Source organism: Amycolatopsis sp. MtRt-6 (assembly GCF_017308975.1).
In the GTDB taxonomy this organism is placed as follows: domain Bacteria; phylum Actinomycetota; class Actinomycetes; order Mycobacteriales; family Pseudonocardiaceae; genus Amycolatopsis.
The window spans coordinates 80463-100809 of the sequence record NZ_JADWPD010000030.1 but is presented as its reverse complement, the minus strand read 5'-3'; the positions used below and the strand labels follow the sequence as shown (position 1 = coordinate 100809).

General features: G+C 71.9%; 19 protein-coding genes. 5 read left to right on the top strand and 14 right to left on the bottom strand.

Annotated elements, in window-relative coordinates; translation table 11 throughout:
* Positions 1–22: 22 nt before the first annotated feature.
* Together I4Q55_RS37470 and I4Q55_RS37465 are read right to left on the bottom strand one after the other, a co-directional pair.
* Entirely contained in the window at positions 23–1546 is a 1524-nt protein-coding gene (locus I4Q55_RS37470) for an FAD-dependent monooxygenase (protein ID WP_206794977.1), read from the bottom strand.
* A gap of 77 nt (positions 1547–1623) precedes the next feature.
* On the bottom strand, positions 1624–2247 hold the full coding sequence (locus I4Q55_RS37465; protein WP_206794975.1) for a TetR family transcriptional regulator: 624 nt from the start codon (positions 2245–2247) through the stop codon (positions 1624–1626).
* 174 nt (positions 2248–2421) lie between these two features.
* On the opposite strand from I4Q55_RS37465, the gene I4Q55_RS37460 reads away from it, so the two are divergent.
* On the top strand, positions 2422–3759 hold the full coding sequence (locus I4Q55_RS37460; protein WP_206794973.1) for an MFS transporter: 1338 nt from the start codon (positions 2422–2424) through the stop codon (positions 3757–3759).
* Positions 3760–3852: 93 nt separating this feature from the next.
* Here the strand turns inward: I4Q55_RS37460 and I4Q55_RS37455 are convergent, their stop codons facing one another.
* The 7 genes from I4Q55_RS37455 to I4Q55_RS37425 form a co-directional block, all read right to left on the bottom strand.
* On the bottom strand, positions 3853–5190 hold the full coding sequence (locus tag I4Q55_RS37455; RefSeq protein WP_374194515.1) for an SPFH domain-containing protein: 1338 nt from the start codon (positions 5188–5190) through the stop codon (positions 3853–3855).
* 88 nt (positions 5191–5278) lie between these two features.
* Positions 5279–5752: an SPFH domain-containing protein gene (locus I4Q55_RS37450; protein WP_307793416.1), complete on the bottom strand. Its 474-nt coding sequence runs from the start codon at positions 5750–5752 to the stop codon at positions 5279–5281.
* An 11-nt stretch (positions 5753–5763) separates the two neighbouring features.
* Positions 5764–6198 carry an NfeD family protein gene (locus I4Q55_RS37445; protein WP_206794967.1) on the bottom strand — a complete coding sequence of 145 codons (435 nt, stop codon included), beginning with the start codon at positions 6196–6198 and terminating at the stop codon, positions 5764–5766.
* An 84-nt stretch (positions 6199–6282) separates the two neighbouring features.
* Complete coding sequence (locus I4Q55_RS37440; protein WP_206794965.1) at positions 6283–7098, bottom strand: DUF3097 domain-containing protein; 816 nt, start codon at positions 7096–7098, stop codon at positions 6283–6285.
* Positions 7099–7149: 51 nt separating this feature from the next.
* Positions 7150–8037 (bottom strand): aminoglycoside phosphotransferase family protein, encoded by an 888-nt coding sequence (locus I4Q55_RS37435; protein ID WP_206794963.1) that lies wholly within the window; start codon positions 8035–8037, stop codon positions 7150–7152.
* Entirely contained in the window at positions 8022–8819 is a 798-nt protein-coding gene (locus tag I4Q55_RS37430) for an SCO1664 family protein (RefSeq protein WP_206794961.1), read from the bottom strand. The genes I4Q55_RS37435 and I4Q55_RS37430 overlap by 16 nt, the downstream gene beginning before the upstream one ends.
* A gap of 2 nt (positions 8820–8821) precedes the next feature.
* On the bottom strand, positions 8822–9397 hold the full coding sequence (locus I4Q55_RS37425; protein ID WP_091311892.1) for a DUF3090 domain-containing protein: 576 nt from the start codon (positions 9395–9397) through the stop codon (positions 8822–8824).
* A 77-nt stretch (positions 9398–9474) separates the two neighbouring features.
* On the opposite strand from I4Q55_RS37425, the gene I4Q55_RS37420 reads away from it, so the two are divergent.
* Genes I4Q55_RS37420 through I4Q55_RS37405 form a run of 4 tightly spaced genes read left to right on the top strand, consistent with a single transcriptional unit; the run spans position 9475 to position 13212 of the window.
* Complete coding sequence (locus I4Q55_RS37420; RefSeq protein WP_206794959.1) at positions 9475–11394, top strand: prolyl oligopeptidase family serine peptidase; 1920 nt, start codon at positions 9475–9477, stop codon at positions 11392–11394.
* Positions 11391–12290 carry an LD-carboxypeptidase gene (locus I4Q55_RS37415; protein ID WP_206794957.1) on the top strand — a complete coding sequence of 300 codons (900 nt, stop codon included), beginning with the start codon at positions 11391–11393 and terminating at the stop codon, positions 12288–12290. Before I4Q55_RS37420 ends, I4Q55_RS37415 begins: the two co-directional genes overlap by 4 nt.
* Positions 12287–12688 (top strand): TIGR03668 family PPOX class F420-dependent oxidoreductase, encoded by a 402-nt coding sequence (locus tag I4Q55_RS37410; RefSeq protein WP_206794955.1) that lies wholly within the window; start codon positions 12287–12289, stop codon positions 12686–12688. Before I4Q55_RS37415 ends, I4Q55_RS37410 begins: the two co-directional genes overlap by 4 nt.
* A gap of 41 nt (positions 12689–12729) precedes the next feature.
* On the top strand, positions 12730–13212 hold the full coding sequence (locus I4Q55_RS37405) for a GNAT family N-acetyltransferase (protein ID WP_206794953.1): 483 nt from the start codon (positions 12730–12732) through the stop codon (positions 13210–13212).
* Here the strand turns inward: I4Q55_RS37405 and mptB are convergent.
* From mptB to I4Q55_RS37380, 5 genes are read right to left on the bottom strand one after another with little or no spacing between them, the layout of a single operon-like run.
* Positions 13209–14744 carry a polyprenol phosphomannose-dependent alpha 1,6 mannosyltransferase MptB gene (gene mptB, locus I4Q55_RS37400; protein ID WP_206794951.1) on the bottom strand — a complete coding sequence of 512 codons (1536 nt, stop codon included), beginning with the start codon at positions 14742–14744 and terminating at the stop codon, positions 13209–13211. The genes I4Q55_RS37405 and mptB overlap by 4 nt on opposite strands.
* Before the next feature lie 47 nt (positions 14745–14791).
* Complete coding sequence (nikE, locus tag I4Q55_RS37395) at positions 14792–16441, bottom strand: ABC transporter ATP-binding protein (protein WP_206794949.1); 1650 nt, start codon at positions 16439–16441, stop codon at positions 14792–14794.
* Complete coding sequence (locus tag I4Q55_RS37390; RefSeq protein WP_206794947.1) at positions 16438–17334, bottom strand: ABC transporter permease; 897 nt, start codon at positions 17332–17334, stop codon at positions 16438–16440. Before I4Q55_RS37390 ends, nikE begins: the two co-directional genes overlap by 4 nt.
* Positions 17331–18356, bottom strand: a complete 1026-nt coding sequence (locus I4Q55_RS37385) for an ABC transporter permease (protein ID WP_206794945.1) — start codon at positions 18354–18356, stop codon at positions 17331–17333. Before I4Q55_RS37385 ends, I4Q55_RS37390 begins: the two co-directional genes overlap by 4 nt.
* Positions 18357–18359: 3 nt before the next feature.
* Positions 18360–20192 carry an ABC transporter substrate-binding protein gene (locus tag I4Q55_RS37380; RefSeq protein WP_206794942.1) on the bottom strand — a complete coding sequence of 611 codons (1833 nt, stop codon included), beginning with the start codon at positions 20190–20192 and terminating at the stop codon, positions 18360–18362.
* Between the last annotated feature and the right edge of the window lie 155 nt (positions 20193–20347).

Below are 20347 nucleotides of genomic sequence, written 5' to 3'. Positions count from 1 at the left end.
GCGACGATACGTAGGATATCTCCTACGCGTCAAGGGGCCGGCCGAACCACCGTTCGAGGGCAGCGCGCAGGGCCTTGCGTTCGGTGTCGGCCGGCTCGGCGGAGCTCGTCGCCCAGGCGACGTAGCCGTCGGGCCGGACGAGCAGCGCGCTCGCGTCGCCGTCCGCCTGGCCGGAAACCAGGTCGACCCGGTCGGTCCAGCCGCGCAGCTCGTCGCCGAGCGAGCCGGTGAAGTCCAGCAGCAGGGGCCGGGCCGTCGCGGTCAGCTCGGCGAGCCGGGTGCCGCCGGCCAGCACGAGGTCGGGCGCCCAGCGGCCGTCGAGCGGGTGGTCGGTGCCCGGCTCGTACCGGACGTCCGCCCCGGACATCAGGTCGGCGACGTGCTGCACCGCGCTCGGCAGCCGCAGCAGCTCGCCGAACAGTTCGCGCAGCGCGGTGACGTCGCGGCCGGGGGCGAGGAGCGCGGACTGCGCCTGGGTGTGCATGACGACGCGCTCGGCGACCGGGCGGCGTTCGCTCTCGTAGGTGTCGAGCAGACCGGCCGGCGCCCAGCCGCGCACGGTGGCGGCGAGCTTCCAGCCGAGACCGGCGGCGTCCTGCAGGCCGAGGTTGAGGCCGGGACCGCCGATCGCGGAGTGGACGTGCGCGGCGTCGCCGGCCAGCAGGACCCGGCCTTCGCGGAACTTCCCGGCCAGCCGCGTGTTGCGGCCGCGCAGCCGCCGCAGCAGGTGCGGCCCGTCGCCCTCGGGCGCGCCGAGGGGCAGGTCGAACCCGAGGACGCGGCGGATGCTCGCACGCTGGTCGTCGAGGGTCATCGGCGGTTCGTTTCCGGGTTCTTCGCCGTCGGTCCACTCCATGGTGGTGACGAGGGTGCCGGCGGCGAACGGCGCGTAGACGAACAGGCCGGTTTCGGTGCGGTAGTGGAAGAACGGCGGGATGACGCCGTGCCCAGGCACGCGCAGGCCGCCCGATTCCGGGTCGGTGAACTCTTCCGGCACGGTGGCGTTCGCGGTGTAGGACAGCGTGCGGTCTTCGGTGACCCCCGGGAAGCCGATCCCGGTGAGCTTGCGCGTGACGCTGCGGCCGCCGTCGGCACCCACGTGGTACCGCGTCCGCAGCCGGTACGGCCCGTCGGGCCCGGTGACGCCGAGGGTGACGGCGTCGGCGTCCTGCGCGAGGCCGGTGAGCTCGTGGCCGCGGCGGACCTCGACGCCGAGTTCGGCGGCGCGTTCGCCGAGCATCGCTTCGACGCGCCGCTGCGGCACGCCGAGGATGTGCAGCGAGTTGCGTTCGGCGAGGGTGAGGTCGAGGCGCAGCGCGCCGAAGACGAACGCCGGCGCGGCCGGCGTGATCGGGCCGGCCAGCCGGTCGTGCAGGCCACGCCGGTCGAGGAGGCGCACGACCTGGCCGACGAGGCCGTTGGCGCGGTTTTCGGTGGTGGGTTCGGGCAGCCGTTCCAGGACCAACGGCCGGACGCCGGCGAGGGCGAGTTCACAGGCGAGCATGAGGCCGTTGGGGCCGGCACCGGCGATGACGACGTCTTCCATGACAGAACTCCTTGCGGTGGCGGGGAAAATGGGCACGCCGAAGCAGCCCGGCGGACGCGGGCGAGGTGCGGCGCGGTTCAGTGCGGGGCGGGCAGGCCGGCGGCGAGCCGTCCGAACACGTCCCGCAGGATGCTTTCCAGGGACTGCGCCGGCTCGGCGACGAGCCATTGCTGGGTGACGACGTTGAGCGCGGCACCGACGACACCCGCCACGAGCCGCGGGTAGACGTCCCGGGTGGGATCGGTGCCGGTGCGTTCGGCGACGGCGAGCGCGAACTCGGCTTCGGCGGCCGCGCCGGTCTTCTGGAACTCGCTCTGCAGCGCGGGTTCGGCGACCATCAGCCGCAGCCCTGTCAGCCACGACCGGTCGGGCGCCCCCTGGTCGGGCATCGGCTCGCCGAGGGCGAACCCGTCCAGCGCGGCCTGGGTGACGGCGTCCCAGATCGGTTCGCCGGCCGGCCGGTCTCGCAGGGCGGCGGCGATCGCGCGGGCCCGGTCGTGGTGGCGGGCGACGATGGCTTCGCCCTTGCTGCCGAAGTAGTTGCTGAAGGTCCGGGTGGACACCCCGGCTTCGGCGGCGATGTCTTCGATCCGGACGTTGGCGAAGCCGCGTTCGACGGTGAGCCGGATCGCCGCCCAGCTCAGCGCGATGCGGGTTTCCCGCTTCTTGCGTTCGCGGAGGCCGGCACGGTCGGTGTCCATGGGGCCACGGTAGCGAAACTTGCCGAATCTGCAAAGTTGCTCAGTCGGCAATATTTTGGTCCGGTTTATCCGGTTGGTCCGTCACCGACTGGACGAGAAACCGGTCATCGATCGCCGAAATCGTGGTCGAGCGTCACACTGTTGTGTGACATCAGTCACCGGAGGTGTTGCGAGATGGTTCTGGGCGACAACGGCGTCACTCACCAGGTGACGGCGGACAGCAGAGTGCAGGTACGGCGGGCGGCGCTGGCGAGCGCCGTCGGCACGACCATCGAGTGGTACGACTTCTTCCTCTACAACACCGCGGCGGCCTTGGTCTTCCCGCAGCTGTTCTTCCCCGCCTCGAGCGCCTACGCCGGCGCCATGCAGTCCTTCGCGACCTACGCGGTCGGGTTCGCCGCGCGGCCGGTCGGCGCCGCCATCTTCGGGCACTGGGGCGACCGGATCGGCCGGAAGGCGACCCTGATCGTCACGCTGCTGCTGATGGGCATCTCCTCCGGCATCGTCGGGATCCTGCCCGGGACGTCGGCGATCGGCTTCGCCGCGCCGCTGATCCTGGTGCTGCTGCGGCTGGTGCAGGGCATCGCGATCGGCGGCGAGTGGAGCGGCTCGGTCCTGCTCGCCATGGAATGGGGCGACCAGCGCAAACGCGGCCTGCTCGGCAGTTTCGCGCAGATCGGCGTCCCGGTCGGGCTGGTGCTGGGCACCGGCGGGATGACACTGCTGTCGGCGACGCTCTCCCCCAGCGCCTTCGACTCCTGGGGCTGGCGGATCCCGTTCCTGCTCAGCCTGGCGCTCGTCGCGGTCGGCCTGGTGATCCGGCTGAAGATCCTCGAGACGCCGATGTTCGCCAAGCTCGTGCAGAACCGGCAGACCGCCCGCACGCCGGTGCTCGACGCGATCCGGCACCACTGGCGGGAAATCCTGCTTTCCGCCGGCGTGCGGTTCAGCGAGCAGATGCCGTTCTACCTGTTCACCAGCTACGTGCTCATCTACGTTGTGTCGCGGCCGGAGTTCAGCAAGACCTTCGTGCTCAACGCGGTCCTCGTCGGGGCGGCCTGCGAGCTGGCGCTGATCCCGCTGTTCTCGGCGCTGTCGGACACCTTCGGCCGCAAGCGGGTCTACCTGTGCGGGGCGGTGCTGACCGGGCTGATCGCCTTCCCGTACTTCACCATCCTGGCGCACGGCAGCCACGCGCTGGTGTTCGCCGCGGTCGTCGTGTCCTTCGTCCCGCACGCGCTGCAGTACGGTCCGCAGGCGGCCCTGATCGGCGAGAGCTTCCCGACGCACCTGCGTTACGGCGGCGCGGGGCTCGGCTACCAGCTGGCGTCGGTGTTCGCGGGCGGACCGGCGCCGCTGCTGGCGACGTGGCTGCTGCACACGACCGGGACGCCGTACGCGATCTCCGGCTACATCATCCTGTCCGCGGTGGTCACCGTCCTGTGCGTCGTCTTCCTGACGGACCGGTCCAAAGCGGACATCGACGACGTGACAATCTACCGCCGGGCCTGAAGCGCCCCAAGGTGGCCTTCGGTGCGTTCAACGCACCGAAGGCCACCTTGGGTGCGTTCAACGCAACCAAGGCCACATTGGGGCGCTGGGCTGTCAGCGGCGCGGGCCGCCGAACGGGGGCTGCTGCGGGAACGGGCCGCTGCCCGGGTTCTGCTGCTGCGGGCCGCCGAACTGACCCGGCGGCGGGGCCTGCGGCGGCTGCCCCTGGTACTGGCCGCCGGGCGGCGGACCGGCCGGGGCCTGCGGCTGCGGCAGACCGCCCTGCGGCGTCGGCGGCTGCTGCGGCGACGGCGGGGGCACGGCCTCGGTGCCGCGGTCCTCGTCGGCTTCCGGCTCGGCCTGCTGCTGCGCCGGGCGCGGGATCGACGGCCGCGCGGGCGGCGACGACGGCGCCCCGATCGCCGGGACCTCCTTGCGCGCCACCGCTTCCGCGGCCGCGACGGCCTCGGCGACCTTCGGGTCGCTCTTGGTCTCGAACCAGTCGGCGACCTCGTCGTCCTCGAGGTCGGGCTTGGCCGGGACGTCGTCGTCCTTCGGCGGCTCGTACCGGAACACGCCGTCGTCGCCCGGGGCGCCGAGCGCGCGGGCGAAGCCTTCGAGGGCCTTGCCGTAGTCGCTGGGGATCATCCAGACCTTGTTGGCGTCGCCCTGCGCCATCTGCGGCAGCGTCTGCAGGTACTGGTAGGCCAGCACCTCCGGGGTCGGGCGGCCGGCCTTGATCGCGGCGAACACCTTCTCGATCGCCTTCGCCTGGCCCTGCGCCTGCAGGTAGCGCGCGGCCCGCTCACCCTGGGCCCGCAGGATGCGGGACTGCCGCTCGGCCTCGGCGGCGAGGATGGTCGCCTGCCGGGCACCTTCGGCGGCGAGGATCTGGCTCTGCTTCTGGCCTTCCGCCGTCTTGATCGCCGATTCCCGCTGGCCTTCGGCGGTGAGGATCATGGCGCGCTTCTCGCGGTCGGCGCGCATCTGCTTCTCCATCGAGTCCTGGATGGAGGGCGGCGGGTCGATCGCCTTCAGCTCGACGCGGGCGACGCGGATGCCCCAGCGGCCGGTGGCCTCGTCCAGCACGCCGCGCAGCTGGCTGTTGATGGAGTCGCGGGAGGTCAGGGTCTGTTCGAGGCTCATGCCACCGACGACGTTGCGCAGCGTGGTGGTGGTCAGCTGCTCGACACCGACGATGTAGTTGGAGATCTCGTACACCGCGGCGCGCGAGTCGGTGACCTGGAAGTACACGACGGTGTCGATCGAGACCGTCAGGTTGTCCTCGGTGATCACCGGCTGCGGCGGGAACGAGACGACCTGCTCGCGCAGGTCGATCCGGGCGCGCACCTTGTCCAGGAACGGCACGAGGATGTTGAGGCCGGGCGAGGCGACCGTGCGGAACCGGCCGAGCCGCTCGATCACGGCGGACTGCGCCTGCGGCACCACCATGACCGCCTTGGCTATCGTGATGACCACGAGCAAGGCCAAGGCTATGACCAGGCCGATCACAAATCCGGTCAAGAGAATTTCCCCTTACCTAGTACCATTCTTGCGCGGTTGACGGCGTTCCGGGCGCGGCGGGCGGGCTCACCGCGAGCTGCAGTTCCTTCGTGGTGACGCCCCAGCGGCCGGTCGTGTCGTGCAGCACCGTCCACACTGTACGGTGCAGGTCGCCGGGCGCGGTGACGGCGCGCTCGGCAGTGGTCAGGCCGGCTTCCTGCCGCAGCGCGGTGCGGGTCAGCTGCTCGATCGCGAGTGCCGGGCCGGCGATTTCGTAGGTGGCCAGGCGCGGGTCGGTGACGGCGAAGACGACCTCGAAGCCGATGAGGAGCTCGTGCCCGTCGCCGGCTTCGACCGGGCGGGGCGGGGCCGAGAGGATCTGGTCACCGAGGTCGAACCGGGCGCGGACCCGGTCGGCGAAGGGGAGCACGAAGTGGCGGCCGGGGCCGAGGACCGTGCGGAACTGCCCGCCGCGTTCGATCACCGCGGCGTGGCCCGCGCCGACGGTCACGAGTCCCAGGCTCACGGCTCGGCCGACACGACGGCGGTGGCACCGGAGATCTCGACGACCGTGACCTGCGTGCCGGGGGCAATGGGTGGGAGGTGCTCGCCGAGGCTGCGGGCCGACCAGACGTCGCCGGCCAGCTTCACCTGCCCGGTCTCGGCGTCCACTGTGGACACCACGACGGCGCGGGCGCCGATCAGCGCTTCGATGCCGGTGTGGTGGGTCGGCCCGGTCAGGAAGCGCCGCTTGAGCGCGGGGCGGACCAGCAGCAGCATGCCGACGGAGGCGACGGCGAACACGGCGACGTCGATGACCAGGTTCCCGGTGAGAACCTCGGCACCGGCACCGAACAGCGCGGCGACGCCCAGCATGATCAGCACGAAGTCGCCGGAGACGACTTCGGCGATGATCAAGGCGATCCCGACGATCAACCAGATCAGTGCCCAAGACATGGCTTCATGCTCTCAGATCGCGCCGGTTCGCACCGGCGCAGTGACGGGACGTAACCTTCGCGTGACCTTGGACAAAACGGACATTCAGCCCTCTTCCGCCGGCTCGGTGACGAAGTCGATGAGCCGTTCCACGGCCCCGATGAGCGGGGTCTCGAGGTCGCGGAAACTGCTCACCCCGCTCAGGACACGCTGCCAGCCTTCGAAAGGTTGCCCCCAGCCGAGCGCGGCGCAGATCCCCTGCTTCCACTCGGTCCCGCGCGGGATCTTCGGCCAGGCCCCGATCCCGACGGCTTCGGGCCGCACGGCCTCCCAGACGTCGATGTAGGGGTGGCCGGTGACCAGCACGTTCTCGTCGCGGATGGCGTCGACGAGGCGGGATTCCTTGCTGCCGGGCACGAGGTGGTCGACGAGCACACCCAGCCGGCGGCCGGGGCCGGTGCCGAACTCGGCGATGCGGTCGGCGAGGACGTCGACGCCGTCGAGGGGCTCGACGACGACGCCTTCGACGCGCAGGTCGTGGCCCCAGACGCGTTCGACGAGCTCGGCGTCGTGCTTGCCTTCGACCCAGATGCGCGAGTCGCGGGCGACGCGGGCCTTCAAGCCTTCGACGCGCACCGAACCGGACGCCGAGATCTGCCGGGCCGGTGGCTTCGCCGGCGCCCGGTACGGCACGAGCGTGACCGGCTTGCCTTCGAGGAGGAACCCGGCGGGGGCGAGCGGGAAGACGCGGTGGCGGCCCTTGGCGTCTTCGAGCACGACGTTCCCGTACTCGATCTTCACCACGGCGCCGCAGAAGCCACTGGCCGGGTCCTCGACGACCAGGCCGGGTTCGGCGGGGACCTCCGGCACCTTCTTGCGGCGCGGGCCGGCGAGCACGTCGTCATAGGAGTGGGAGCGCACGACCTGGAAACCTAGTGGCCGCGGACGCTGGGCAGGGGCATGCCACGCCGGTCAGCGCGCCAGTTCCAGGACCGCGTCGGTGAACGGCGTCCGCTCGCCGCGGCGCAACGACGGGAGCGCGATCAGCGGCGCCATCGCCACGCACCAGGCGCGGACGCGCTCGGCGTCGAAGTCCGTCACGTGCGGGGCGAGGGCGGCGATGCCGTCGTCGAGAGTGCCACCGGCGGTCATCGGGACGTAGACGAAGTCGATGGCGTCGAGGGACGGGTCGCCGAGCCCGGGCCGCGGGTCGATGGCCACCGCGCCGCGCCCGGGGCCGGCGTCGAGGACGTTGGCCGGGTGCAGGTCGCCGTGGACGAGCGTGACCGGGCCGCTGGTGGCGAGTTCGAGAGCACGCTCCCGCCCCTTGGCCAGTACCTCCGCGCTCATGTGCGCGGCGGCCGCGGACGCGCCACGACGGCGTTCGGAGAGGTCGAAGATGAACTCGATGCCCTCGGCCAGCCGCCGGAGCTCCCCGCGTGGTTCGGCGGCGTGCAGCTGGTCGAGCAGCTCGCCGAGCTCGGCCCACGGCACGTCGCGGCCGGACAGCTCGGTGCCGGGAACGAGGCCTTCGAGCAGGATCGCGTTGGCGTCGAGGTCGGCGTCGAGGATCTGGACGACGCGGGAGCACCCGGCCCACGCGCTCAGCCCGGTGAACTCCAGCCGGGCGACCTCGGGGTCCGGGGTCAGCTTGAGGACCCGCAGGTCACCAGCAGGCCCGGTGCACAGGAGGGTCCGGCCGGTGTTCCCGGGCCGGGCTTCGCGGACATCGAGCCGCCATCGAGCGGTCAGGCGGGCAACCAGGTCCGGGAGCCCGTCGCACCAGGGTTCGGCCAGTTCGGCGCCGAAGCGGTCGACGAGGCGGGCGCGGGCGTCGTCGTCGATCAGAACAGCGGCCACGGGATGGCCCGCCAGTCGTCGCCCGGTTCGGGGAAGATGCCCTCGGCGAGCAGGACGTCGGTGCGGTCGGCCAGCGCGCGGATCTCGACCCCGGTGATGTGCTCGGCGAGGGTCTTGCCGAGGCCGCCGTCGATTTCGGACCGCAGCTTGCGCAGCTTCTCGACCGTGTCCGGCGGCAGCGGCTCGCCGATCCAGCCCCACAGGACGGTCCGCAGCTTCGGGTCGGTGTGCAGGCAGATGCCGTGGTCGACGCCGTAGACGCGGCCGTCGACGCCGGGCAGGAGGTGGCCGCCCTTGCGGTCGGTGTTGTTGGCGATGATGTCGAGCACGGCGAGGTCGCGCAGGCCGGGGTGGTCGGCGTGGGCCAGCACCGCCGGCTCGCCGTCGCGGTCGTGGGCGTGCAGCACCGGGCGCCAGCCGTCGGGGAGGTCGCCGGGCGGCAGGACTTCCACCAGGTCGTCTTCGGTGGTTTCGATCCACAGCTGGACCATGCCGGGGCCGAACGGGCCGTCGCGCAGCACCGTGGGCGGGATCGCGCCGATGCCGGTGGTGTCGGCGATGATCGCGGTGGCGACCTCGCGCCCGGCCAGGGTGCCGTCGGGGAAGTCCCACAGCGGCTTCTCCCCCGACACCGGCTTGTACACGACCCGGCCGGTGACGCCGTCGAGCTCGATGGCGCAGAAGAGCGTGACGTTGGAGGCGTCGACCAGCCGGCCTTCGACGTCGATGCGGCCGTGGGTGACGAGCTCGCGGGAGGCGGGGTCGGCCGGGGCAGGCGTCATGGTCAGTCTTCGCCCGCGTCGGTCTCGCGCCGGTAGCCGTTCTGCCGGGGGCAGATGTGCCCGGCGGGGTCGAGCGGCTCGGCGCACAGCGGACACGGCTTGCGGCCGGCGTTGACGACGCGGTCGGCACGCTCGGCGAAGGCCCGGGCGGCGGCCGGGCTGAGGAACACGCGGACGGCGTCCGGGCCCTCCTCGGTGTCGTCGAGCACGACCGTTTCGTCGACCTCGCCCTCGGTGATGGCGAGCAGCTCGATGACGACCGCGCTGCTGTCGGCGTCCCAGCCCAGGCCCATGGTGCCGACGCGGAACTCCTCCTCGACCGGGACGGTGAGGGGGTCGAGGTCGACGAGGTCCTCGGGGGCGTCGTCGGGCACGTCGGCGCCGAACCGGCTGGCGACTTCCTCCAGCAGCGAGCTCAGCCGTTCCGCGAGGACGACGACCTGCTGTTTTTCGATGGTGACGCTGATGGTGCGCACGTCCTCCGACGCCTGGAGGTAGAACGTGCGATCGCCGGGCTCGCCGACGGTGCCGGCGACGAACCGATCCGGCTGGCGGAAGACGTGGATTACGCGAGACATAGCACTGACGACCCTAGGCCACCGGCGCATGATCGGCATCCGCCGCCCCATGGTTCGCGGGCCGCTAGCCTCGGGGGGTGTCTCGGATCTCCCCGTATGGAACCTGGTCTTCGCCCATCACCGCCGCCGAGGTGGCCGCCGCCGGTGGCGGCCCGCAGTGGCTCGACGTCGTCGGTGAAGAGGTGTGGTGGGCGGAGGCGCGACCCGGCGAGCAGGGCCGGGTCGCGCTGGTCCGGGCGGTGCCAGGGGGCACCGAGGACGTGCTGCCGGCGCCGTGGAACGTCCGCAACCGGCTGCACGAGTACGGCGGCCGGCCGTGGGCGGTGATCGGTGGGGTCGTGGTGTTCACGCACTGGGCCGATCAGCGCGTGTACGCGCAGAGCGAAACCGGCGTGGTGGCGCTCACGCCGCCCCCGGAGGAGCCGCAGGGCGTCCGCTACGGCGACCTGCGGGCCGGGCGGCCGGGTGAGGTGTGGGCGGTCCGGGAGCGCGCCACCGGGCCGCGGCCGACCGACGTCGAGCGGGAGCTGGTGGCGATCGCGGTGGCCGGCGGCGGCGAGCGGGTCCTGGCCGCGAGCCACCGGTTCCTGACCGTGCCGAAGCTGTCGCCGGACGGGCGGCACGCGGCCTGGTTCGGCTGGGACCACCCGCTGATGCCGTGGGACGGCACCGAGCTGTGCGTGGCCCCCGTCGACGGGAGCGGGGCGTTCGGCCCGCACCGGGTGCTGGCCGGCGGCGCGGACGTCTCGGTGTGCCAGGTCGAATGGGAGACGACGGCGACGCTGCTGGCGCTGGCGGACCCGGACGGCTGGTGGAACCTGCACCGCGTCGGCCTGGACGGGTCGGTGGTGAACCTCGCGCCGGTCGAGCAGGAGCTGGGCGGGCCGCTGTGGAAGGCGGGCTCGCGGTGGTTCGCGCCGCTGGGCGGCGGGCGGCACGCGGTGCTCGCCTCGGGCCGGCTGGCGGTGCTCGACGAGGCGGACGGTTCGGTGACGCCGCTGGCCGGCGAGCTGACGGCGTGGTCTTCGACGGGACTCGCGGTGGCCGGTGACGACGTCGTGGGCGTGGCGGGCGGGCCGGCTCGCGAGTCCGCCGTGGTGCGGGTGGCCCTCGACGGCGCGGTGACGGACCTGACGCCGCAGCCGGAGCTGCCCTCGGCGTACCTGCCGGTGCCGCAGGAGCGGGTGTTCAGCACGGCGGGCGGCGAGGCCGTGCCGGTGGTCTTCTACCCGCCGCGGAACCCGGACTTCGCGGCGCCCGACGGTGAGCGGCCGCCGCTGCTGGTGGACGTCCACGGCGGCCCGACCGGGCAGCACTTCGCCGAGCTGAACCTGGAGATCGCGTACTTCACCAGCCGCGGCATCGGCGTGGCGGCGGTGAACTACGGCGGGTCGACGGGGTTCGGGCGGGCCTACCGGGAGCGGCTGCGGGAGCAGTGGGGCGTGGTGGACGTCGGCGACTGCGTCGCCGTGGCCGAGGCGCTGGTGGCGGCCGGGCTGGCCGACGGTGACCGGCTGGGGATCCGCGGCGGCAGCGCGGGCGGGTTCACCGCGGCGGCGTCGCTGACGACGACGAAGACCTACCGGGCGGGCACGGTGATGTTCCCGGTGCTGGACCTGGCCGGGTGGACCGGCACCGAGGGCGACACGCACGACTTCGAGTCGCGCTACCTGGACGGGCTGGTCGGGCCGCTGCCGTCGGCGCGGCAGCGGTACGTGGAGCGTTCGCCGCTGGCGAACGTCGGGGAGCTGGCCGGGCCGGTGCTGTTCCAGCAGGGGCTGGAAGACCGGATCTGCCCGCCGGAGCAGGCCGACCGGTTCGTGGCGCGGCTGGCCGGGCGCGGGATCCCGTACGCCTACCAGCGGTTCGCCGGTGAGCAGCACGGGTTCCGGCAGGCGGCGACGATCGTGGCGGCGTTGGAGGCGGAGTTGTCGTTCTACGGCCAGGTGTTCGGGTTCGAGACGCCGGGTGTGGCGCGGCTGGAGCTGTCGCGGTGAGGCCGCCGCGGTTGCGGGCCGGGGACACGGTGGCGCTGGTGGCGCCGGCCGGGCCGGTGCCGGCGGACCTGCTGGAGAAGGCGCTGCCGGTGCTGCGCGGCTGGGGGGTCGAGGTGCGGGTCGGGCCGTGCGTGCGTGCGTCGCCCGGGTCGCCGCCGTACCTGTCCGCGCCGGACGCGGCGCGGGCGGCGGAGTTCACCGAGGCGTGGCTGGACCCGGGCGTGCGGTGCGTGCTCGCGGCCCGGGGCGGGTACGGCGTGCAGCGGATGCTGGACCTGGTGGACTGGGCGGCGTTGCGGGCGGCCGGCCCGAAGGTGCTGGCCGGGTCGTCGGACATCACGGCGTTGCACCGGGCGGTGGACGTCCACCTCGGACTGTCCACAATGTTCTCCCCGATGCCGGCGAGCGTGCTGTTCGACGACTTCGCGGTCGAGCACCTGCGGCGGTCGCTGTTCGAACCGGAGCGGAACCTGGTGGTGCGCGGCGGGTCGGCGATCGTGCCGGGCCGGGCGTCGGGGGTGTTGACGGGCGGCAACCTGTCGTTGCTGGCGGCGGGGATCGGCACGCCGGAGCACGGGTCGGCGCGGGACGCGATCGTGCTGCTGGAGGACGTGACGGAGAGTGTGTACCGGCTGGACCGGATGCTGACGCAGCTGGTGCGCGGCGGCTGGTTCGCCGGGGTGCGCGGCATCGTGCTGGGTTCGTGGGCGGCGTGCGGGGACCCGGCGGACGTGCGGGCGCTGATGGTGGACCGGCTGGGGCCGCTGGGGGTGCCGCTGGTGGAGGAGTTCGGGTTCGGGCACGTGGCGTCGTCGCCGACGCTGCCGCTGGGGGTACCGGTGACGCTGGACGCGGACCTGGGGACGTTGACGTTCGACGAGCCGGCGCTGACATGACCCCGGAAGAGGCACGGGACCGCTTCGCCGCCGCGCGAGTCGCGCGGCTGGCGACGGTCTCGGCCGAGGGGACGCCGCACTTGGTGCCGGTGACGTTCGCGGTGCGCGGCGACACGGTGGTGTTCGCGGTGGACCACAAGCCGAAGTCGACGACCGCCCTGCGCCGGCTCCGCAACATCGCGGCGAACCCGGCGGTGTGCTTCCTGGCCGACGGCTACGCCGAGGACTGGTCGCGGCTGTGGTGGGCCCGCGCGGACGGGGTCGCGCGGGTGGAGCCGCCGGGCGGCGAGCCGGTGTCGTGGCTGGTGGCGAAGTACGAGCAGTACGTGGCCCGGCCGCCGGAGCACGCGGTGGTGGTCACGGACGTGCACCGGTGGAGCGGCTGGGCGGGCGGGTAAATCGGTGGCCGCGGCCGGTCGCCGGCTGCTTGGCTGGCCGGATGCTGATCCGTCCGTGCACCACCGAGGACCTGGCTCGGCTGGTCGAGCTGACCGTCGAGACGTTCGGGCCGTTCTACGAGGAGTCCTTCCGGCCGCTGGTCGGCGAGGTGGTCTTCGCCAACCAGCACGGTCGCTGGCGGGAGGACTACCGGGCCGAGGTGCCGCGGCTGCACGATCCCGGCAGCCACCGCCACGTCGCCGTCGCCGAACTGGACGGGGTCATCGGTGGGTACGTCGCCTGGAGCGTCGACCCGGCCAAGCGCAACGGCACGATCAGCCACGTCGCGGTGGCGGCGGCGCACCGCCGGGGCGGCGTGGCCACGCTGTTGTGCGAGCACGCTTTCGCCGCGATGAAGGCACAGGGTGCGGAGGTGGTCGAGATCGGCACCGGCGGGGACCCGTTCCACGCGCCGGCGCGGGCCCTCTACGAGCGCCTGGGCTGCACCGCGCTGCCCCTGACCGTGTACTACCGCGAGCTCTAGCCGCGGAGGAACTTCTCCGGGCGCCGCCAGGCGTCGATCAGGCCCAGCGGGTCGGGCCGCAGCAGGGACGCCGCCGAGTACAGGCTGGCCAGCACGACCCCGGCGATGAACCACCAGTCGTACAGGGCCTGCTCACCGGTCGGGTAGTACACCAGCGTCACGAACACCGACACCGCCACCACCAGCGCCAGGTGGCGAGGCTGCCACTTGAACGCCGACAGGAGCACGAAACCCCAGGTCAGATACCACGGCAGGGTGGGCGGCATGAGGATCGCCACGGCCAGGAGCGAGATGCCCGCCCGGTAGACCGCCTCGGTGCCGCCGCCGCGGGCGAGCCACCACTGGCGGACGCCGAAGGCGATCAGCAGGAGCATGCCCGCCGCGCGGGCGACCGTCACGAACGGCGAGACCTGGACGTCCACGATCAGGTGGACCAGGTTGTAGAACACCTCGCCGATGCCGGTCGGGATGTTGAGCCAGTTCGCGATCAGCTGCGGGGCCTTGAGCCCGGACCACCAGCCGAGGTTGAGCGAGCCCAGCGAGATCCAGGTGCCCGCGACGAACACCGGCAGGAACAGGCCCACCGAGGCGGCGCCGGCGCGCAGGAAGTTGCGGACCTTCGACTCGCCCGTGAGGTGGTTGGCCCACATCCAGACGATGAACGGCAGCGCGATCGCCGCGGTGGGCTTGATCAGCATGCCGATGGTGACCAGGACGACCGCGACGACGTGCTTGCGTTCCAGGGCGGCGAGGACGCCGATGGTGAGGAAGGCGAGCATCATCAGGTCGTTGTGCGGGCCGCCGAAGAGGTGGATGACCATCATCGGGCTGGCGACCGCGAGCCACAGCGCGACCGGGAGCTTGCCGCCGAGGTGCTTGACCAGCCGAGGCAGCGCCCACAGCGTTCCCGCGAGCCCGACCAGCAGCACGACGCGCATCAGGATGACGCCGAGGATCATGTTGTCGCCGGTGGTGGCGACCACGCCCTTGGAGATCAGCAGGAACAGCGGCCCGTACGGGGCCGGGGTGGTCTGCCAGAGCGGGTGGACGTTCTGCACGACGTTCGGCAGCACGTCGAGCTCGGCGGGGCCGTTGGCGTACGGGTCGAGCCCGTAGAGCAGCTGGGCGCCCTGGCCGAGGTAGGAGAAGACGTCGCGGGTGAACAGCGGGGGCGAGATCAGCAGCGGCGCCATCCAGCAGCCCGCGGCGACCAGGACGGGGCGGCTGCCGACGCGGCCGGCAAGCACGTAGCGGCCGAGCCGGACCCACGCCCAGACGACCATGCCGAAGCCGGTGTAGAGGACGGCGTTGGCGAGCATGCGCCCGTGGCCGTAGCGGACCCAGGAGAGCGGGCCGTGGCCGAGCACGGGGTCGGAGATCAGGATGCCGCCCGCACCGAGGGCGGCGATCATCAGCAGGGTGCTGCCGACGGTGCCCATCGCGATCGTGCGGTAGGGGAATCGCGAGGGCACGCGGAGCCGCTCGGCCAGTCCGGTCGAGGGCGTCTGTGCGGGGTCGGTGGTGGTCGCCATTTCCGTTCGGAGGTTACACAACGCGCTCGTGTGGAGTTCCCGCAGTATCAGGTTTCGACGGTGCGGCGCTGGGCGGTGCCGCCGGGGAGAGCGGCCAGGAGGGACTTCGTGTACTCGTGCTGCGGATCGAGCAGGACCTGTTCGACGGTACCGGTCTCGACGAGCTCGCCGCGGTACATCACGGCGACGCGGTCGGCGATGTTCCAGGCCAGGCCGAGGTCGTGGGTGATCACCAGTGCCGCGAGGCCGAGTTCGCGGCGCAGCCGCAGCAGCAGCGCCAGGATCTCCCCGCGGACGGAGGCGTCGAGCGAGGCGACCGGTTCGTCGGCCACCACCACCGACGGCTCCAGCGCGAGGGCCCCGGCGATGACCACGCGCTGGCGCTGGCCGCCCGACAGCTGGTGCGGCAACCGGTCGGCGTACTTCTCCGCCGGCCGCAGCTCCGCGGCCTCCAGGGCGCGGTGGACGACGGCGCGCTCGTCGGCGAGCTTGTGGATCCGCGGTCCCTCCGCGACGGCCTCGTACACCGTGTGGGCCGGGTTCAGCGCGCTCGTCGGGTCCTGCAGGACGAGCTGCACCTGGCGGCGGTAGGCCTTGAGGCCCGGTCCACCGGTGGGCACCGGGTGCCCGGCGTAGCGGACCACGCCGGAGTCGGGTTTCTGCAGGCCGAGCAGCGTGCGGGCCAGCGTCGTCTTGCCGGAGCCGGACTGGCCGACCAGGGCGACGATCTCGTCGCGGGCCACGGTGAGGTCGACGCCGGCGACGGCGTTGATCCGCTTGCCGGTGCGGTCGCGGAAGGACACGCGCAGGTTCTCCGCGGCCAGCAGCGGCTCGCCCGCCACCCGGTCCGCGGGTTCGGGTGGCAGCGGGTTGCTGGTGGCCGGGGCGAACCGCGACACGGGGTCGCCCACTGTCGGGAACGCCGCGGCCAGCGCCTGCGTGTGCTCGTGTTTGGGCGAGCCCATCACGTCGGCGCTGGGGCCTTCTTCGACGATCTGCCCGTCGTACATGACGGCGATGCGTTCGCAGGTGGCGGCGAGCACGGACAGGTCGTGGCTGATCATGATCAGCCCGATGTGCTGGTCGGCGACCAGCCGCGAGAGCAGGGCGAGGACCTGGGCCTGGACGATGACGTCGAGGGCGGTGGTCGGTTCGTCGGCGATGATCAGCCGGGGTGAGCAGGCCAGGGCCATGGCGATCATGACGCGCTGCTTCTGCCCGCCGGACAGCTCGTGCGGGTAGGCGCCGGCCCGGCTCGGGGGCAGGTCGACCTGGGTGAGCAGTTCGGCGACGCGGGCGTCGACCTGCGCGTCGGTGAGGGCCTTGCCGGACGGCGGGTGCAGCCGCAGCGGTTCGGCGATCTGCTCGCCGATCTTGCGGACCGGGTTGAGCGCGTGCATGGCACCCTGGAACACCACCGACGCCTCGGCCCAGCGGACCGCGCGCAGCCTTCCCCACTTCATGGTGGTGACGTCTTCGCCGTCGAGGCGGATCTCGCCGGTGATCTTCGCCGTGCGCGGCAGCAGCCGCAGCACGCTCATCGCGACGGTGGACTTGCCGGAGCCGGATTCGCCGGCGACGCCGAGGGTGCCGCCGGGGTCGAGGGTGAGGCCGACGCCGCGGACGGCGGGGACCTCCTTGTCCCCCACCGCGTAGGTGACGTTCAGGTCGGTGAGCTGCAGCAGCGGGGTGGTCACTTCTTCAACCTCGGGTTGAACACGGTCTCCAGGCCCCGGCCGACCAGGGTGAAGAAGAGGACGACGAGGACGATGGCGATGCCGGGCGGGAGCACGTTCCACCAGGCGCCGCGGCTGATGGCGCCGTTGTTGAGCGCGTTTTCCAGCACCAGGCCCCAGGTGACGGAGTTGGGGTCGCCGACGCCGAGGAACGACAGGGTGGCGTCGGCGATGACGGCGTTGCCGACGACCAGGGTGGTGTTGGCCAGGACCAGCGGCATCACGCCGGGCAGGACGTGCTTGCCGACGATGTGCAGGTGGCCGCCGCCGAGGGCGTGGGCGCGCTCGATGTAGGGCCGGCTTTCGATGGTCAGCGTCTGGGCGCGGACGAGCCGGGCGGTGCTGGGCCAGGCGGTGAAGCCGATGGCGAGGATGATCGTGCCGACGCCCTTGGGCAGCACCGCCGAGAGCGCGATCGCGAGGATCAGCGAGGGCAGGACCAGGAAGAAGTCGGTGAACCGCAGGAGGGTCGCCGACACCCAGCCGCCGAAGTGGGCGGCGGTGATGCCGATCAGGGTGCCGATGACGACCGACAGCAGGGCGGCGGAGAACCCGACGAGCAGGGAGATCCGGGTGCCCCAGACGGTCATGAGCAGCACCGAGCGGCCGAAGTTGTCGGTGCCGAGCCAGAACTCGGCGTTCGGCGGGGACAGCGGTGCCCCGGTGGCCTTGGTGACGTCGAGGCCGCTCTCGTCGCTGATCAGCGGCAGGAGCAGGGCGACGAGCACGGTGACGCCGAGCAGGACGAGCCCGGTGAGCGCGGCCCGCTGGCCGGCGAACTCGCGCCAGGTCCTGGCCAGCGACGCGCGGCGGCGGCTCCAGGCGATCTGCCGCGGTGTCTCGGCGGTGGTCATGAGGTACGCACCCTCGGGTCGAGCACGCGGTAGAGCAGTTCCGCGAGCAGGTTCATCAGCACCACCGCGGCCGCCAGCACGGTGAACACGCCCTGCAGCACCGGCAGGTCGGGGCCGTGCAGGGCGTCGTAGGTCAGCTGGCCGAGGCCGGGCCAGCTGAACACGGCTTCGACGGTGACCGCGCCGGCCAGCACCGAGCCGAACTGCATGAACACCAGCGTGGTGGTGGGCAGCAGGGCGTTGGGGACGGCGTGGCGGCGGCGGACGAGGTCGTCGCGCAGGCCCTTGGCGCGGGCGGTGGTGAGGTAGTCGGCGTTCATCTCCCCCAGCAGCGACGACCGCATGATCAGCATGTACTGGGCGTAGAACACCGCCAGCAGCGTCACGCACGGCAGCACCAGGTGGTGCAGGACGTCGAGGGTCTGGGACAGGAAGTCCGGAGCGGCGTCGGGCGAGTGCATGCCGCGGCTGGGGAACAGCCCGTTCGTGACGACGAGCAGCATCAGGCCGAGCCAGAACTGCGGGACCGACCAGAGGGTCAGGGCGAGCCCGGTCTGGCTGCGGTCGAAGAAGCTGTCGCGGCGCCAGGCGGCGCGGATGCCCAGCCACAGCCCGAGGACGACGGCGAGCAGGGTGGCGCTGCCGACGAGCAGGATGGTCGGCCAGAGCCGTTCGCCGATCATGTCGGCGACCGGGCGGCCGTTGTTGAGCAGCCGGGATTCGCCGAGGTCGCCGTGCAGCAGGTTCCAGAAGTAGTTGCCGAACTGCACGAGGACGGGCTTGTCGACGCCCATCTTCTCGCGCAGCTCGGCCAGCTGCTGGGGGCTGGTGACGCGGTCGCGGGTCATCGCCGCGACCGGGTCGCCGGGCAGCATCCGGAAGAGGAAGAAGAACAGCACGACCACCAGGACGATGCTGATCAGCGCTTCGACGATCTTGGTGAGGACGAACCGGGCCGTGCCGGTTCCGCCGCGGTGCTCGTCGGGGTCGGCGAGCACCGCGGCTTGTTCGGGGGCGGTCATTTGTTACTCGCGGTCTTCCGAGGTCTTGTTGCGGCGGCCCAGTGCGATGCCGCCGCCGACGAGCACCACCACGACGACGGCGCCGATGACGATCCACAGCACGGTGTTGCCGCTGCCGGAACCGGCGGTGTTCGTGGTGCCGGCGGGGGTGGCGCCGTAGACGCCCCAGTAGCCGGTCTGCTCGAGGATGGCGCCCTTGGGCTGCGGCTGGGTGGTGAAGCCGGAGAACTTGTCGGAGCGGTAGGCCTCGAGGGTGTTCTGGTAGTCGAGCACGATCGTCGGGAACTGGCTGTAGAGCCGGGCCTGTGCCTGCTTGACGTACTCGGCGCGCTTGGCGTCGTCGGTTTCGGTGAGCTGTTTCTTGTACAGCTCGTCGTACTGGGCGTCGCAGAAGAAGGTGTCGGTGCTGCCGCCCTTGCCGTCCGCGCTGGGCCGGGCCGCGCAGGTGTGCAGCGACAGCGCGTAGTCCGGGTCGGGGTTGGTGCCGTAGCCGCCGATGGCGAGGTCGTACTTGCCGGTGGCGGTGCGGTCGGAGAGCTCGTCGTCGGAGACGAGGTCCTGCTTGACGGTGATGCCGATGTCCTTGAGCCAGCCGGTGACGTACTGGGCGACGCCCTGGTCGTAGCTGCGGTTGGAATGGCCGGTCAGGCGCAGTTCCAGCTTGGCGCCGCCGGGGGCGGTGCGGACGCCGTCGGGGCCCTTCTTGTAGCCGGCCTGCTCGAGGGTGGTGTTGGCGGCGGCGAGGTCGAACTTGACCTTCTCGCTGTCGCTGGGGTCCCAGTGGTAGTCGGCGTAGATGGCGGGCACGACGCCGCCGCCGACCTGGCCGAGGCCCTTGAGGACCTTGTCGACGATGGCCTGGGTGTCCACCGCCTGGGTGATGGCCTTGCGGACGTTGATGTCCTTGAGGACCGGGTTGCCGTCGCCGATCGGGTTGTTGGCGTTGTCGGTGACGCCGAAGTTGATAGCCAGCTCGTCGTAGCGGCGGCCGGGGGCGGCGTTGGTGGTGATGCCCTGCTGGCCCTGCAGCGCGGCGAACTGGTTGGGGTTGAGCCGGTTGATGACGTCGACTTCGCCCTGCTTGAGCGCGTTGACCGCGGCTTCGGTGTCCTTGAACTGCAGCAGCTGCAGTTCGTCGATCTTGGGGGCGCCGCGCCAGTAGTCCTTGTTGGCCTTGAACTTGACGTACTCGTTCGGCTTGTACTCGGTGACCTGGAACGGGCCGTCGGAGACGCCGGCGACGGCGAGGGTGTCGGTCGAGGGGTCCTTGAGGTCCTTGATCGGCTCCCAGATGTGCTGCGGGACGATCGGCACGTCGAGCAGGTTCATGTTGACCTGGACGGCTTTGGTCTTGATGACGAGGGTGGTGTCGTCGGGGGCGGTGACCGTCTCGAAGTTGGCGACGTAGTTGCCGTTGGCGGTGCGGGCGTTCTCGTCGGTGAGCATGCGGTTGAAGGTGTACGCCGCGTCGCGGGCGGTCACCGGCTTGCCGTCGCTCCACTTGACGCCGCTGCGGATCTTGAAGGTCCAGGTGAGCTTGTCCGCCGAAGGGGTCCAGGACTCGGCGAGCGCGGGCGAGGCCTCGGCCTTCTCCGCGTTCGGGATGGTCAGGAACTCGAAGGTGAACCGGCCGATCTGCGTGGAGGCCGAGAGCACGGCGGTGAAGGGGTTGAGGTGGTCGATGCCGGTGGTGAGCGCGACCCGCAGCACCTTGCCCTGCTGGGCCTGGGCGGGCACGGCGAGCGGGATCGCCACCAGTGTCGCGGCCGCGACGACCGCGCCCACGCGGGCGAAACGCCCGGATCTGCGTTGGAACTGCACCGAAAACCACCCCATCGTTCGCTTGTGAGCCTCCCCGAAGACGAGAAGTAACCACATATCGGGACAACCGCGCAATATGTTGCGGCCTCGGCAGGTGCCCGATCGTTATCGACCGCCTGATCGTCACGCTGAGTGATATTCGGCAATGCGGGCGTTCCGCGTCCGGGCAC